The organism is Sphingobacterium spiritivorum ATCC 33861 (genome assembly GCF_000143765.1).
Lineage (GTDB): Bacteria > Bacteroidota > Bacteroidia > Sphingobacteriales > Sphingobacteriaceae > Sphingobacterium > Sphingobacterium spiritivorum.
Genome location: NZ_GL379772.1, coordinates 76,052 through 91,626 on the forward strand (window position 1 = coordinate 76,052; position 15,575 = coordinate 91,626).

Annotated in this window: 12 protein-coding genes; 2 read left to right on the forward strand and 10 right to left on the reverse strand. The window is 38.6% G+C overall.

What is annotated here, in order from left to right:
- The first annotated feature begins 88 nt into the window (after positions 1-88).
- Together HMPREF0766_RS14810 and HMPREF0766_RS14815 are read left to right on the forward strand one after the other, a co-directional pair.
- Positions 89-694 carry an RNA polymerase sigma-70 factor gene (locus HMPREF0766_RS14810; protein ID WP_002998804.1) on the forward strand — a complete coding sequence of 202 codons (606 nt, stop codon included), beginning with the start codon at positions 89-91 and terminating at the stop codon, positions 692-694.
- 486 nt (positions 695-1,180) lie between these two features.
- Entirely contained in the window at positions 1,181-1,831 is a 651-nt protein-coding gene (locus HMPREF0766_RS14815; protein ID WP_002998806.1) for a response regulator transcription factor, read from the forward strand.
- Positions 1,832-1,954: 123 nt separating this feature from the next.
- Here the strand turns inward: HMPREF0766_RS14815 and HMPREF0766_RS14820 are convergent, their stop codons facing one another.
- From HMPREF0766_RS14820 to HMPREF0766_RS14865, 10 genes are all read right to left on the reverse strand, one after another.
- Positions 1,955-2,329 (reverse strand): SPFH domain-containing protein, encoded by a 375-nt coding sequence (locus tag HMPREF0766_RS14820; protein WP_002998810.1) that lies wholly within the window; start codon positions 2,327-2,329, stop codon positions 1,955-1,957.
- 81 nt (positions 2,330-2,410) lie between these two features.
- Positions 2,411-3,517: an AraC family transcriptional regulator gene (locus HMPREF0766_RS14825; RefSeq protein WP_236590445.1), complete on the reverse strand. Its 1,107-nt coding sequence runs from the start codon at positions 3,515-3,517 to the stop codon at positions 2,411-2,413.
- A gap of 432 nt (positions 3,518-3,949) precedes the next feature.
- Positions 3,950-5,110, reverse strand: a complete 1,161-nt coding sequence (locus tag HMPREF0766_RS14830; RefSeq protein WP_002998815.1) for a TIGR03364 family FAD-dependent oxidoreductase — start codon at positions 5,108-5,110, stop codon at positions 3,950-3,952.
- Positions 5,111-5,124: 14 nt separating this feature from the next.
- Positions 5,125-6,474, reverse strand: a complete 1,350-nt coding sequence (locus HMPREF0766_RS14835) for a DUF5690 family protein (protein ID WP_002998820.1) — start codon at positions 6,472-6,474, stop codon at positions 5,125-5,127.
- Between the two features lie 5 nt (positions 6,475-6,479).
- Entirely contained in the window at positions 6,480-7,157 is a 678-nt protein-coding gene (locus HMPREF0766_RS14840; protein ID WP_002998822.1) for an HAD hydrolase-like protein, read from the reverse strand.
- Positions 7,158-7,542: 385 nt separating this feature from the next.
- Positions 7,543-9,357 (reverse strand): RagB/SusD family nutrient uptake outer membrane protein, encoded by a 1,815-nt coding sequence (locus tag HMPREF0766_RS14845; RefSeq protein ID WP_002998825.1) that lies wholly within the window; start codon positions 9,355-9,357, stop codon positions 7,543-7,545.
- A gap of 15 nt (positions 9,358-9,372) precedes the next feature.
- On the reverse strand, positions 9,373-12,735 hold the full coding sequence (locus tag HMPREF0766_RS14850) for a SusC/RagA family TonB-linked outer membrane protein (RefSeq protein WP_236590444.1): 3,363 nt from the start codon (positions 12,733-12,735) through the stop codon (positions 9,373-9,375).
- Positions 12,736-12,992: 257 nt separating this feature from the next.
- Positions 12,993-14,093, reverse strand: a complete 1,101-nt coding sequence (locus HMPREF0766_RS14855; protein WP_002998831.1) for a FecR family protein — start codon at positions 14,091-14,093, stop codon at positions 12,993-12,995.
- A gap of 63 nt (positions 14,094-14,156) precedes the next feature.
- Positions 14,157-14,702, reverse strand: coding sequence for an RNA polymerase sigma factor (locus HMPREF0766_RS14860; RefSeq protein ID WP_002998834.1), 546 nt, complete (start codon positions 14,700-14,702; stop codon positions 14,157-14,159).
- A 262-nt stretch (positions 14,703-14,964) separates the two neighbouring features.
- Positions 14,965-15,546 (reverse strand): helix-turn-helix domain-containing protein, encoded by a 582-nt coding sequence (locus HMPREF0766_RS14865; RefSeq protein ID WP_037460597.1) that lies wholly within the window; start codon positions 15,544-15,546, stop codon positions 14,965-14,967.
- Positions 15,547-15,575: the final 29 nt, after the last annotated feature.

The following is a 15,575-nucleotide window of genomic DNA, read 5'->3' on the forward strand; positions in this document are numbered from 1 at the left end:
TTTGCTCATACTCTTAATTCTGTATTTTACGGTATCTTTATAATATTAATTGTAATGATTTAAACTTTTACATCTTTAATCTGCAAATATGCAATTAAACAAAAAGCCAATGATCAATAGCACGACTAAAACTGATCAGGAATTATGGTTAGCGACCCAGACTCAGGATTGCCAGTCATCTTTTGCCATGCTTTTTGATAAATACTGGTCATTATTATTTCGGACAGCTTTTAGCTATCTTAAAGACAAAGAACAAAGTGAAGAAATAACACATGATATTTTTTTTAATATCTGGAACAAACGTCATCAGTTGCAAATTACAGCATTCCCGGCCTATCTGCATGCCGCAGCCCGTTATCATGTATACAAATATCTAAGAGCCAAACAGAAATCTCTGTTGCAGTTTACTGATGACCTGTCTGTAGTCAGTAATGCCACAAATTCAAATACAGCAATTGATAAACTGGAATCAGAAGAACTGGATAGTACATTGCGTAATATATTATCAAAACTTCCAAAGCGATGTCAGGAGATATTTATTATGAGCCGTTTTGAAAATCTGAAGAATGAAGAAATCGCTTCAAGATTACAAATTTCTCAAAGGACAGTGGAGAATCAGATTACAATAGCACTGCGTCATATCAGACAACATTTACATAAAACTATTGCAGCATTGATTTTACTGCTCTATTAATATTATTTGATACTTTGCCGAGATAAAAGCATATCTAAGGAGAATCCTTTGTGAGGATATAAAAATAAAATTCCATTGATAAACATCTTTTCGCAAAGAGAGTACAATCTGCAAATTTAGATTATCAAAATAGTCGATCTTACTAAAATCAAAAATTCTATAAAAAGTTCTAAAATTCTATACCTAACAATTCTTGCTTTTATTCAATAAATTCTGTAACGTTGCAGAAGTATCTCACACACACTAACTGAGAAACATATTCTTGATTTTAGACAATAAAAACATTAGGGATTAACAATTCTATAAGTTGTTCTCTTCTCTTATTTTGCTATAACTAGCAATAATGTACTGATGCTTTTCAGAACTGACAGTCATTACAAAATATAGTTATGCTAAGGGAATTTAATTGACCGGAATATTCTAATCGTTAACGATTTTATTTTTTAATATTAAGAATTACAGGAACCGATTAAAATTGTTAAAAGAATGTCAACGAGGAATATATTAATTGCAGATAGTCATCCGGTCGCAAGATTAGGTGTCTCTACATTGTTAGAACAATTCTTAACGGATATTGATATTTATATTGCAAGCAATTTTGAGGAATTGCAATCTATGCTTCTCGTCGTTAAATATGATCTTCTTATTATGGAAATTGAATTACCCAACGGGAACTGGGTGGCGATTGTAGATCAGATTCTCAGTGTTCAGAAAGATCTGAAGATCATTATCCTCAGTAAACAGGACAATAAATTCCTAGCTTCCGCCAGCTTTATGAAAAAGACATTTGCATATGTATGCAAGGATCAATCGATAGAGTATATTCGAAATGTGATACAGACAGTATTATCAGGTTCCAAACACTTTAGGAAAGAAAAGACAAGTCAGCAGTTTATATTAAAAGAGCCAAATAATGAAACCCAGACTATCAGCATTATACTATCTCCCCGAGAGATGGAGGTTTCGTTTTTACTCTTAAAGGGGTCAAGTATAAAAGATATTGCAAAAGTACTGAATTTAAGTAAAACTGCTGTTAGCACCTATAAAATCAGGTTATTTAAAAAACTGGGAGTCAAGAATATTGCTGAGCTCTACAACTTACTAAATCACAAACAATTGCCGAGCTTCAATATATAAAATGCTTATAATTACAAAAAGCCCTGTCACCGGGGAGATGCAGGGCTTTTTAACCAATTATTAACCTAAATTATGAGTTAGATATTATTCAATATGCGTGCCAAAATTATTTATCACATGAAATTATTCTGTTACATTACTACGTTTGCCCGCTTCCAGTAATGGAATATTGGCTTCTGTAGGCACATAAATAATTTGACTGATAGTTCCGGCTTTCAAAGCTTCTCCAAATGCTCCTATAAATTCCTGCTTACGATATTCAGGGTATTTCTGAGCAGCTTCCCCCATGATTTTGATTGCTTCAGCCTGTAAAACAGCAGCTTCCTTTTCAGCTCTTGCTTGTTCTATCAGGATCTGACGAGATTGTGTGGCTTCTGCAAGCCGTGCCTTACCGGCCATTTCCTGTTGCCATACAGAATATTTGGGTAAACCAAACATTAACCCTACAATTACGACAATAGCTACTACTGCCAGTAATACTAAACCTTGTATTTTCATATGTATATAATTTTATTGATTTTTCAGTTCAAAACCTGATGGACAAAAATAAGGACACAGATTGGAATTAGCTATGTGTTTTTAGTCCAATTTTCCTATATAACTATGGCTTGATTCCGAACCAGGCTGACAGACGATTCTGGATTGACGATATTCCAAAGGTGTGCACCCTCTCAGCAGATTAAAGTTTCTGTAAAATGAAGCTTTTGACTTGAAACCGCATTTTTCAACCAGATTATCCACATTTTCTGCAAAATCTTGTTGCTCAAGAATCCGGCATGCATAATCGATTCGAAGCATATTAATGTGTTTGGTGAAATTACATTTAAAATATCGGGTAAAAACCTGTGAAAGGTGATGCTTCGGAATATGGGTATGTCTGGATAGTATTTCCAGACTAAATGTAATATCAAGATACTTTTCCGTACGCAGATATTTTGTGATCTTCATTGCATAGGCCTCCATCTGTGCAGTGTTAAGGGATGAACTTTTGTAACTCAGATATTCCTCGTCTGCAGGCTTTTTATCTTTAACAGAAGTTTTCAGGAAAAGCAATTTGAAATAATACAGATACAAAAAACTTACCGTAATAAGAACAGGAACAAACATCAAGAGATTAGACAGATTTGTAAGCAACATCTTAGATTTGTCATCTGCATCAAATACATCAATTACCAACACTGTCAATGCAGACAATCCTCCTGCAGTAGCGATCCAGTACAAACCTTTTGAGCGATATTGCCTGCTGTCCTGATGCAGTGCCATATGAATCCATATTGCAATCGAATAAATAAGCCATGAAAAGGCTACAATATAATCATGGAGATCGTAAAATATATTCAGAAACGTTTTTTGAGCTGAAAACAAAATGAAAAAATAACACAGACAAGCCAATCCAAACGGAACAAAATGAAAAAGGTGCCAGTAAGATATTTTTTTTGTATCCGAAATGATGCACAACAGATATAACAGTGGTCCGTACAAAAATTCAAAAGGGGCTATTTTAAACATAAGTACATGATCCACATATGTACTTCTGAACAGAGAATTGTGTATCACATGGATTCCTGTCACCATGAGAAAGCCTGCTCCTACCCAATCAAATGCTCTGCGTTCCCTCAACGAGTAGATGAGATGCAAGGAAAGCAGGCACAACGCCATCAGTATGGTATACACAATATAAATCATGATGCCCATATCAGGAATTGAGTACGTATAAGCAGACTAAAAATCCGGAATTTAAACTTACACTTTAGAAACGGTCTGTCTGTATAAGAGACAATACTCTCCACACCAGCGTAATGATACACAGCGCGGCAAAGAGTAGAATTCTGCAGTCTAAATTTAGAAGTTAATATTTCCATCAGGTCGATATTCCGTCAAATGATTACATTATCATTCTTTCAGATTATTGCTTAACAAAATGTTGTTAAAACGAATAACAAATATACCTTACCTGCCAGGATTAGGGGAATTAAAATAGCTGAAGAGTGCAGTAAATCAAAAAGTTGTAGCTATCCAGCTACAAAATTGAACAGAAACGGAATTTCCTGTAAACTCAAAATGCAGAACTCAGGTTCTGCATTTTACGATATACAATATTTGCCTGATGATGCGGTATTAAATATGATAAATACCAGCAATACTTGCCTCAGCATATCCTGCGCTCGCTGTCATCCCCTTACCTCCTATACATGTGCGTATATGGATACGTTCATCAATATTGTACTCAAGAATACCATCTGCATGCTGAGCGTAAAAACCTGCCCAGCTGGTAGCCAGTTGTCTGACATCAAAATCCACTATGCGCTCTGCCTCTTTTAACATCAACTCGTTAATATAGGAATCTAAAGAGAATCCCAGATCATCAAACCTGGAACCGTTGGCATACTCATGTGAATCGCCAATAATAATACTTCCATCAGGAGCCATCTTAAAGAGTATATGTATTCCATACTTCTTTAGTTCGTCATAATGTGAAGGTGTAGCTATTCTACCAAAAGACGGACAATTATCTGTGAAACTCTCATATCTTCTTATCGTGAGACCTGTCAGAATATTTCCGTTAAGGCCAATATCTTTTAAGGGTTTGGTACGCATCATCTGTAATTTACTGATGATCTGCCCGCTGCTCTCAAATAATTCTTTAAAGAGGAGCTTAAATTCATATCCGCAGCATAGAATCACTTTCTCTGCCTGCAATTTATCACCATTCGTTAACACGACTTCCGCAGTTGCGCCCTTCACCGCACAATCAATGACGGGTGCATCAAATCGCAATGTATAATTTTTGAATTTAACCTGGAGGTACTCCTGTAATCTACGGATCATTACCAACGGTTCTACACTCACTTCCTGTGCAAAAAACAATGCTTCTCTTGCATACGAATCTTTGATAGCGGGATACTTATCTGCTATCTCTTGCTTACTTAACAATTGCTGCGTATACCCCAGAGTATCGTAATAATTTTTGAGTTCATGCAACAGGGTCTGCTCATCTTCATCAGAAGCAATATATACACTGCCGTTACAGCGTACAGAAAGATCGAATTCCTGCTGAATTTCCTGATAAATATCCAATCCTCTCACTCCGTTCTGAAACCATTTACCAGACATTCCGGAAGGAACTACCTGACCAAAATTGCGTACGGTGGAGCCTACCGGAAAATTGTCTTTTTCCAATTGGAGGACTTTTTTTCCAAGTTTCAAGGCATGATAAGCATGAAAAGTACCTAAGACTCCCCCACCAATAACAATTAAATCATAAGATTGCTGTTCCATTATTCTTTTGTTTATTAAAATTTAGTAGACACGACACTTCGGTTAAAGTGTTCATTCACGTTTAAATCCTGAGTTTGTATAAATATATTCTTTTTTGATTTTGTTTTATTGACGAAATACATCCATGAAGCTACGGTACAACAGGCGCCGATAATGGCCATCACATATACCAGCTGACTAAAATACATAGCCCAGCTAATTTCGACAGGACTGAATTCTTTGATGACAAGGATAGACAGACTGCCGAGATACCCTATAGAATCGGCCAGGTACATTATAAATCCGATATTCCCTTTAACATGAAAATTGGCAATCATACGCTCAAAGAAAATAGCGTTATACGGGATATATGCCATATATAATCCCAGACCTACTGCACTCATCCAGGCTACACCACCTATATATTGTCTGTCAAAAAGATATGTTGACAATCCGGCAATCACAAACCCGCATACAATCAGCAGATGGATCAGTTGAAAAGCTTTGAGGTTATCTCTTACCAATATCAGCAGACTGATTAATATCAGCACAGCCAGAGAAATCAATCCATCGACTTTAGCATAGATATGATTGTCCTGAACATGGATCATCTTCCAGATTTCAACTTCAAAATTATCCCGTATATCCCGTAAAGCCGTCAGCATCACATAGATTACAATGGTGATAATGATACCCGGGAGAAACACCATAAGAAATTTTCTCCGTTGTTGTGCATTCATAGGCTCTCTTCTGGTTCTCAACCGCTCATCTTCAGCTGTAGGTTCAGGAATCATTTCCAGACAAAATACACTGATCAGAAAAGGTAACAAAAACACCAACCCTGTACAGAATGGCATCCAGAACTCATTGATCGAAAATAAATCCATCAATGTCCGTCCTACAGTCTTGACAAATCCTGAAGCAAAGATCAGACTGACAGACATGACAGCCCCCATAAACTCTGTACTTTTACGTCCTTCCAGATAGCTAAAAACTAACCCCCAGATCATTCCTAACGGAAAACCATTTATGGCCAGACAGAGTATATTGTACGGTGCAGGTATAAGTGCAAACCCTAAAAGTCCCAACCAGGAGATACCGATCAAAGTCAGAAGATACTTTGCTCTGTTCTTACCTTTTGATTCGGAAATAAACCTGATACCATAAAACTTACTACACATATAGCCCAACATCTGTACAACAACGAGCCAGACTTTGTAGTCCAGTCCAAGAAATTCAGCTTCGTGAAATGTGGCGGCTGCAAAAGATTTCCGGAAAGCATACATACTGGTGTAGCAGCTAAAAGCTGCCAGAGCTGCAAAAACGGATACTGCTATATAATTCCAGCTTGCTGCCTTGGTGCGGAAGAGCGTGAGCAGTTTCATAACTATTACCGGATAATAGGTAAGATATCCGAGATACGATCGATGATATGTGTAGGACCGTACGGCTCCAGCTCACTTCGCGAAAAGGATCCTGTAGTGACCCCTACTACATATTTACAACCTGCCTGAAACCCTTCATTTATATCGACTTCGGTATCTCCTACTTTGGCCACTTCTTCTGCAGAATGAATCCCAAATTTGTTCATCATTCTATAGATCATATAAGGATAGGGACGTCCGGCTTCTACCTCATCGCTGGCTACCATGATATCTATTTTGTCATTCCAATCCAGTCTGTCTATAATAACCTGTGCTATATCTTTTGAAAAGCCCGTATCCAGTCCTATACGAATACCGGAAGAGCGTAGTTGTTCAAATGTTTCTTCAACACCCGGCAAAGGTTGGATATCAGGTGATGTTCGATAAAAGTCTAGCATCAGCGCTACAAAATCTTCGTGAATAGTATCAATTAATGTGTCTGTAATTTTAGTTGCATCCTGCTCATATTTTTCCAGCATCATACGTATGGCTACAGGTTTCTTATACCCCATGATCGGGTTTACATCTTCTACACGTACATTATAGCCCTGCTTGCGCATAGCCTCTGTAAATGATTTTCCTACATAATTATTGTCTCTGACCGTAGTCCCGGCCATATCGAATACAACGAGTTTAATTGCCATTCTTTGTTTTTATTAATATTTGTTTTAGATCTATACAGCCAACGTTTCTTTAAAAAGCGTTTGGCGGCATTTCAAAAGTAAAATTCAAATATTACTTAAAAACTAAACTTTTGTTAAGTATTTGTAAACAATTAGAATCCACAAAAATGTGTTTACAGGCTTAAAAACAGGATAAAGAAATCTACAAGTCACAACAAAAATCCAAATGTTCACTAAAATTAAACACGCATATATAAAAAATGCATATCTATAACAGTACTGTTATGGATATGCATTAACTAAACAGGTCATCACACCCTTGCTGTAGAAAATTAAAATAGTATTAAAAGATACAGGAAATGATTCAAAACTCATCCGGGATCACTCCCTGTATCTATGTGAACACTTACCAGCCCAACGTCTGTACCAGATTACTTCCCTGTAACACCAGCTGGCTATTCGCCACCGGATAGTAATAATATTTAGGTTTAATAAACTCTTTCTTTTTATCTCTTCCTATCGTAAACATGATATGTCCAGTGTTTCCGTTCTCCAGATATATGGTGGTATTATTACCATTAGCATCCTTGAGATAGTATAAGGTAATATTCTTTAATTCAGCCTCAGTAAGATGACTTATAGGTCCTGTACTGCTGGCTGATTCCAGTATTGCAATATCCACTTTACCATCTCCGGTCACATCCATTGGTCCCAATGCTTTTACATACATTCCCTGTTGCTGATCTGCAAGTCGCTCGCCTACTTCCCATCTGAATACATCTCTGTATCGCTGACCTTCACATGCCAGCTCTACGCGTCTTTCCCTACGAATCTCTAATATCAGACCTACATCACCCTCATTTACGTTGCTGTAATAAGCCTGCTGTTTGGGATCTATAGAAGCACTCACCTGACTAAGGATCATATTCGGCATACCTACACGGGCGCGGAGCTGATTGACAGACTTATCCAAATCAGCCTGATTATTTAAAATACCTAATTCAGCCTTGGCTTCAGCAAAAATCAACAGGATTTCGGCATATCTGAATACAAATGCATCTGTATATGCAGCTTCCCAGCTTATCATATCTGCTACTTCAGGATAGAATTTTATTTGATTGTACCCGCCTAATGTCGGCTTCAGACGATGAGGAGCAGTTGCATTTACAGCCTGAAATCCGGGTTTCATAAATGTTTGTTCCAAACGCGGATCTCTGTTTACAAATATTTCATCAATGTTTTTTGTTTTATAACCTGCCTGATCAGTAAAGCGGCTTCCGTCCTTCATCAGATAGCTTTCCATGAGTGTCTGACTTAAAGCCCATTCGTAGTCCAGCACCGTGTGTGCATTACGCCGGCGTCCCAGATCTTTATCGTAATCGATAAACAGAATTGTCTCCGGATTAGCCTGCAAATTCTGACTGATAAACAGATCGCGGTATGCACGGTTTACTCCACCTGTTTTACTGATCTGAAACCCTCCTTCATTTATTATCTTTTCTGATGCTGACACTGCTCTCTCCAGAAATTTCTTATAGCTATCCTTCAGACCCAGATAGGTATGATACTTCCGGTAGGTTCCTTCCTGTAAAGCAAACTGTGCCAACTGAGCCAGTGCTCCCCATCTGGTCACAGTTGATTTATGTCCATCAGGTTTGATATTTGCTGCTGCAAACTCCAGATCGGCCATAATAGAATCTACAACCAGTGCCCTGCTATCCTGCTTTTTATGGAGCAGTTCGGTATCGCCGGTACCCATAGTATTTCCATACCAGGGTACATCATTATACGTATTGACCTTATCAATGTAAAACCGTGCTCTGAAAAATTTGGCTACTCCTACATAATGATTAACATCTTCTGCTTTAGCATTCTTGACACGTCCATAATTTTCAAGAAAAAAGTTGATATTCCGAAGTCGGGTCCAACTCCATACGGATGCATTCTGAGGCGTAACTCCTCCCCTCATTATTTCATCAATAGTACTTCCTGAATTGTGATGTGCCAGATTGTCTGTACCTAAATCCGCAATAGGCGCATCCAGATATCCGTAAAAACCGTCCGTATATGTCTTTAAATCTGTAATACTTGTAAAAAACACTTCCGGTGTAATAGATGTAGTCGGATACCTGTCCATAAATTCATCATTACAGCCTATTATCAGAGACAGCATTCCCAGCAAAGTCCCTCCTGCTATTATCTTTCTTATTATATTTTGCATGATCGTGTTCCTTTTTTAGAAAATAAAGTTTAGGCCTAAAGAATAAGTTCGCTGAAATGGATAAGCCGTTCTGTCTCCTACGATTTCCGGATCCAGATAATCCATCAGTTTGGTAAATTCAAACAGGTTTTCACCACTTCCGAATATGCGTATACGCTCTACTCCCCATTTATCTGTCAGATATTTGGGTAATGTGTAGCCTACAGTCACGTTTTTAATGCGGAGATATCCTGCATTCTGTATATACCTGGTCTGCGTTGCCGCCAGTTCGATTCCACTTTGCTCTGCAACATAAGATTTTGGTCTTGGCAGGTAAGCATTAGGATTTTCCGGAGTCCAGTGATCCAGATTAAATTTAGTCAGACTGGCCCAGGGTTGTGCATAGATACCCCAGAAGTAATGATCTCCACCTGACGGATAATAGTTTCTTTTACCGACGCCTTGAAGGAACACACGCAAATCAATTCCGTTCCAGGCCGAACTCAAATCCAGACCATAGGTATATCGTTGTCTGGAATTACCAATGATTTTATAATCGCCCGGGTTAGCAAGCGTCCAGTCTCCGCGGTTTACTTTACCATCTCCGTTGATATCGGCAAATTTCAGATCGCCGGGTTCGAGGCCGCGGGTGCCTGGATAAGAAGTTACATCATACTGATTAGCATGGGCGGCGATTTCTTCCTTAGACTGGAAAAACCCTAAAGTGGTCAAGCCCCACATTTCGCCTATTTCCTGTCCTACATAGTAGTCATTCAGATTATTCTTCGGATTGTTGTATTTTTCGATAAATGCTCTGCTGTCAGCCAGATTAAATCGTGCTGAAAAAGAAAGAGGCTTATGTCCGGCCATAAATTCTTTATTAAAACCCAGCGTCAGCTCCCAGCCTTTAGTCATCAGATCTGCAGCATTCTCAACAGGCACGTCTACTCCAAGTACAATAGGTAAAACGCGACCTGCTGTCAGCATGTCTTTTGTATACCGGCGATACATATCAAAGGATCCGAAAAACTGATTGTTAAACAGGCTGACATCTACTCCAAAATTGGATTGAGTAATTGTCTCCCAGGTAAGTGTCGAAGATACTAAGCCAGGACTACTCACAACAGGAGGACGTTTGCCATCCAGAATTACACCCGTTCCCTTTGGCATATTAGCGATATACGGATAATAATTATCCTTCAGATCCTGATTAGCCAATGATCCGTATGAAGCCCTTAACTTGAAATTATCAACCGTTTTTTTAAGGGGTTCAAAGAATTTCTCCTGAGAAACGACCCATGCTCCTGAAACAGACGGATTAAATGCAAAGCGATCTTTTTTAGGAAATCTGGATGACCCGTCATAGCGCAGATTGGACTCCAGAATATACTTATCTTTATAAGAATAGTTTAACCTTGCGAATGCTCCTCTCACTGCCCAGGCATAATCATAAGCCCCCACAGTAGGAATTTCGCCTGTTGCCAAACCAATAGTTGGAAGTGAATTGGAAATTAACTGATCTCGTCCTGCAGAAAATGATTCATAGATCCGCTCTTCCTGATTAAAACCAAGCATGACCGAAAAATAATGGTCTTTAATGGTCTGCTGGTATTGTGAATAAATGTTATATACATTATAGCGCGTCTCATCGCTACCATTGGAAGCAAAGCTGTTAAAATTCTGACGATTGAGAATTCCCGGGCCTGTACTAAACTGCAGTGGTAACTGAAAGAAATGACTTTTACCGGATACTCTCCGGAATGTAGCATCTCCATTCAGACTCCAGATACCTTTGATAAAATCTATCTTTGCACCAAAACTGCTCTGAAAGTCATTTATCCGCTTGATACTTCTCCCTCCTTCAGCAACAGCACCTATCATATTGACTCCTGCCTGAGTATACGTTCCGTCAGGATTGTAGACCATATCCAAAGAAGGCTGGCGGTTTACGTTGTGCCAGTACAGATACCCCTGATCTATTGCAGAGGGTTGATCATACTTATCATTTGTATAGGTGGTATTATTCGATAATGTAAACCAGTCCGTTATTTTATAATCTCCCTTGGCTCTGAAGTTATAACGGTCATAGGTGTCAGGACTTATCCTGAGCATACCATTCTGCCTGAAATATTCACCGGAGATATAATAGGACGAACGCTCATTTTTCTGTGATATACTGATGTTATTGGTATAAGAGGGTTGTGCGCTTTTATAAACTTCCTTAAACCAGTCTGTAGACCCCAGGTAAATATAGGCATTTGGATTCTGCGGATCTGTGATAACACGGGGCAAAGAAGGATTTTCACTGAGCTGTTTCCCATATTCCAGCATTTTCTCATCATACAGATTATACCAGGGCGCAGACATTATATTCCGGTACTTCATGACTTCGTACGGGTCATCTTCAATCTCTACGGAGCGGGTAATTGCTTTTGCGGCAAAAATAGAATTTGCAGCAATTTTAATATCAGTACTTGTTCCGGCTTTGGTCGTAACCAATACAACCCCGAATGCTGCCCGGCTACCATAAATTGCTGCAGATGCGGCATCTTTAAGTACCGTTACACTTGCGATATCCATAGGATTCATCCGGTTGAGTTCGTCATTGGTAGTTGGCACCCCATCGATCACAATCAGCGGCCCTCCTCCCGAAAGCGAAGTATACCCCCTCACATTGATCTCCGGAGAACTGTTGGCTCTACCACTTGTAGGCGTAATATTCAGATTGGCCATCGCTCCCTGTAAAGCTGTTCCGACATTTGTAATCGGGCGGCTATCTAAGAATTTTTCTCCAATCTGATCAACGGCTCCGGAAAGATTCACTCTTTTCTGTGTACCGTATCCTACTACGATGACTTCTTCCAGATGGGATTCCTCAGCTTCCATACGCACATTGATCTCACTTTTGCCGGCTACGACTACCTGCTGATCTTTGTATCCTATAAAACGAAATAAGAGTACACCTTTTTCAGGAACCCGGATAGAGTACCTGCCATTGGCATCCGTTTTGGTTGAAAGACCGGCGACTCCCAATACAGATACCGTGACTCCGCGCATGACACCGGTCGAATCACTGACAACTCCGGATACTTCATTATCTGTTTTTTTTCTTTCTTTGATGACAATAGTGCCTCCGAGAATCTCGATAGCTAAATTCCGATTTTTAAGTGCACGATTCAGTACAACCCTTACATCCGATTCGGAAGCAAATACATCGACGCGCCCCGCACGCTCCAATAATTTTTCATCATAAAAAAAACGCAACTTCGTTTGTTTGGATATCTCCTGAAGTACATTTTCGATTTTTGCGTTTTTCATAGAAAGACTCACTTCCTGCGCATATCCTGATGCTCTGGCTCCCAGCGTACACAGCAGGACCAGAATACAAATTAACTTCATAGTTAGTAGGACTTTAAAAACAAGCGGATTTGATCGACCTCTCCAGTCAACTTGTTCTATTAATGGAGAAAAAAAATTCATAACTTTGAATTGTTAAAGGTTAATAAATCAATAGAATTCACATTTCAATTAAAAATTTGCCTTTTTCAATACAGGGGGTGCTCCAACACCTCCTTTTTTTATTGTCCAGGCACTAAGTCAGATACGTCAGGTTTGGTTCATATTTTTGTGGTTTGGGTTAACATTAATATCATTCACTATTTTACGATAACTTTACGTCCGTCTATTTCAAATCTGCGTTGTGTTGCCGATGAGAGTATATTCAATACTTCAGACAACTTTGCCTCTCTGCTGATAGCGCCTTTGTATGTTGTATTTACGGTCAAAGATCCGGCATTTACGATTTCAACATCGTACCATCTGGCCACCTCCTTAATAATTTCTGACAAATTATCACTGTCAAAATAAAATTCATCACGCTGCCATGCTGTATTTTTCTGAATATCTGCAGGTGCTACAGCTACATCATTACCTTTTATAAGTGCTTCATTTCCGGGAGATAAGAAAGTCTCCTTTTGACCGGTAATGATCTTCACCTTTCCTTCTACAAGTGAGGTACTGATCTCATCTGTATACGCATTGACATTAAAACTGGTTCCGAGTACTTCAATTACGGATCCGTTAAGCTCTATCCGGAAGGGTCTGTCCGTATCCTTTGCAACATCAAAATAGGCTTCCCCGGATAATTTTACTATACGCTGATCCGAATCAAATACTGTCGGATACGACAGTACCGAGGAAGAATTAAGCCATACATTTGTTCCATCATTCAAAGTCAGCTTATATTTGCCTGCTTTCGGAACCTCTATTGTCAGTAATCCCTTTTCTGCAGAAGAAGACAGGTTTTGATCAGTCCCTGAATCTACTGTTGTTTTACGTTTGCCATTTGGGTAAGTAATAACAGCATAAGAAGAACCGGGCATAATATCATTTTTATATTGTCCGCTGGAATCCGGAATTACAGCTGCCAGATCAACAGTTTGAGTTGTATTATTACTTTTCAGATATATCCCCAATAATCCTCCCATGACGACTAGTATAACCGCAGCAACAAGCATACGCTTCCATGTAAAGAATCCCGAAGATGTTAGTGTATCTTCTTCCCGCTGTATCTGATCAAGGATTACCGTCTTTGACCTTTTGAGGCTATCTGTACTATCCTCCTCCGCAGAAGGCAGTTCATCCCCAAAAGAATAAAACCATTCTATTACCTGTTGCTCCTCCTCAGGAGTACATTGACCATTCAGATATTTCTGTAATAATTTTTTAGCCTGCTTATTCAGGTTGTCTTCATTCATACAACCTTATAACCTGACTAAACAGAGAAAAGTACCGAAGAAAAATAAAAAAAAATTAAAATATTATTTGACAAGTATTCTGAGTCGTGACATCGCCATGGAAATATTGTTTTTGACGGTTTGCTCAGAGATTGATAATTGGGAGGCAATATCTTTTATACACATATCTTCTCCTCTGCTGAGGTTAAATATGGAGCGCATGGTGAAAGGCATTTTCTGTACTTCATCTTCCAGTAATTTGGCAAGTTCCTGGGCCATTAGTTTATCCTCCGTATTGTGCAGACAAATTATATCTTTTTCTGCTTTGACCTGCAATTGTTCAAAATGCTTTACCCGTTTTTCACTTTTGACCATCCAGTCTATTACTTCGTAACGTGCAGCTTTGAACAGATAAGGATAGATCGAATCTCCTACTTCTATTTTTGTACGTTTGTTCCATAACGATAGAAATACTTCCTGCAAAATATCTTCAGTATCCGTAACGGAATGTGTTCTTTTCAAAATAAAACGAAAAAGAATATCCGAGTACCTGTCAAACAAAATCGAAAAGGCTTGCGTATTGTTGTTTTTAATTACATCAAACAATTCTTTATCAGACCACGTATTCATGACTTTCCATCCCAAATTTAAGTATTCTTTTAACTGTGAATTATTGTATCATCCACAGCACAAAGTTATAATTGTAATGCTAAGCTAATGTTAAATCAATGTTTTTCCAAAAATAATTGTATCCGGAAGGATGAGAGCAGCGAGTGAAGTAAAACAATGGGATATAGTTTTTTTGATTAGCCAGAATAATTATTGAAAGAGATTACGGTCAGTAACGATACTGATTTTGTAATGAATAGCTGTCTTAATGGCCACTTAAAGATCAGGCTTTATCCTGTTCAAAAAAATACACGATCAACATGCTTGCTTTTTGTGTGCCTGAATTACGTGGAGAATGAGAAAGTCTTCCGTCAAAGAGTATAGAATCTCCTTCTTTGAGATGTACAACCTCATTTTCAAAGATATATTCAACCTCTCCTGCCAGAATATACTTGTATTCAAATGCCTCTGTAGTGACCATAGGACGGTTTGCATCCGGCTCTAACTCCAGCAATACAATATCCATTGTCGAATTGACGATTGAAGTTGTGAAAATCCTTTTGTACATAAATCCCAGTGCATGTTCTTTTTCAAAGGATTCATACTGTTCTTTCCGGCGGACAATGACTGGTCCTAAATCTCCATCAGATGTAAATCCCTTGAAAAATTCTGTAAGGTCAATTTCAAGTGCACCGATAATATTGATCAAAACCAGTAATGAAGGAACAGTACGGTTATTCTCCACCTGAGAAATCAATCCCTTACTCACGCCTGCCCTGTCTGCCAGATCCTGTATTGTAATGCCCTTTCCTTTACGGATTTCTTTAATTCTTGAACTTATTTTGAATATGGTGTTATCTTTCATCTGTGTATAATTCACTTTTAATACCTGCT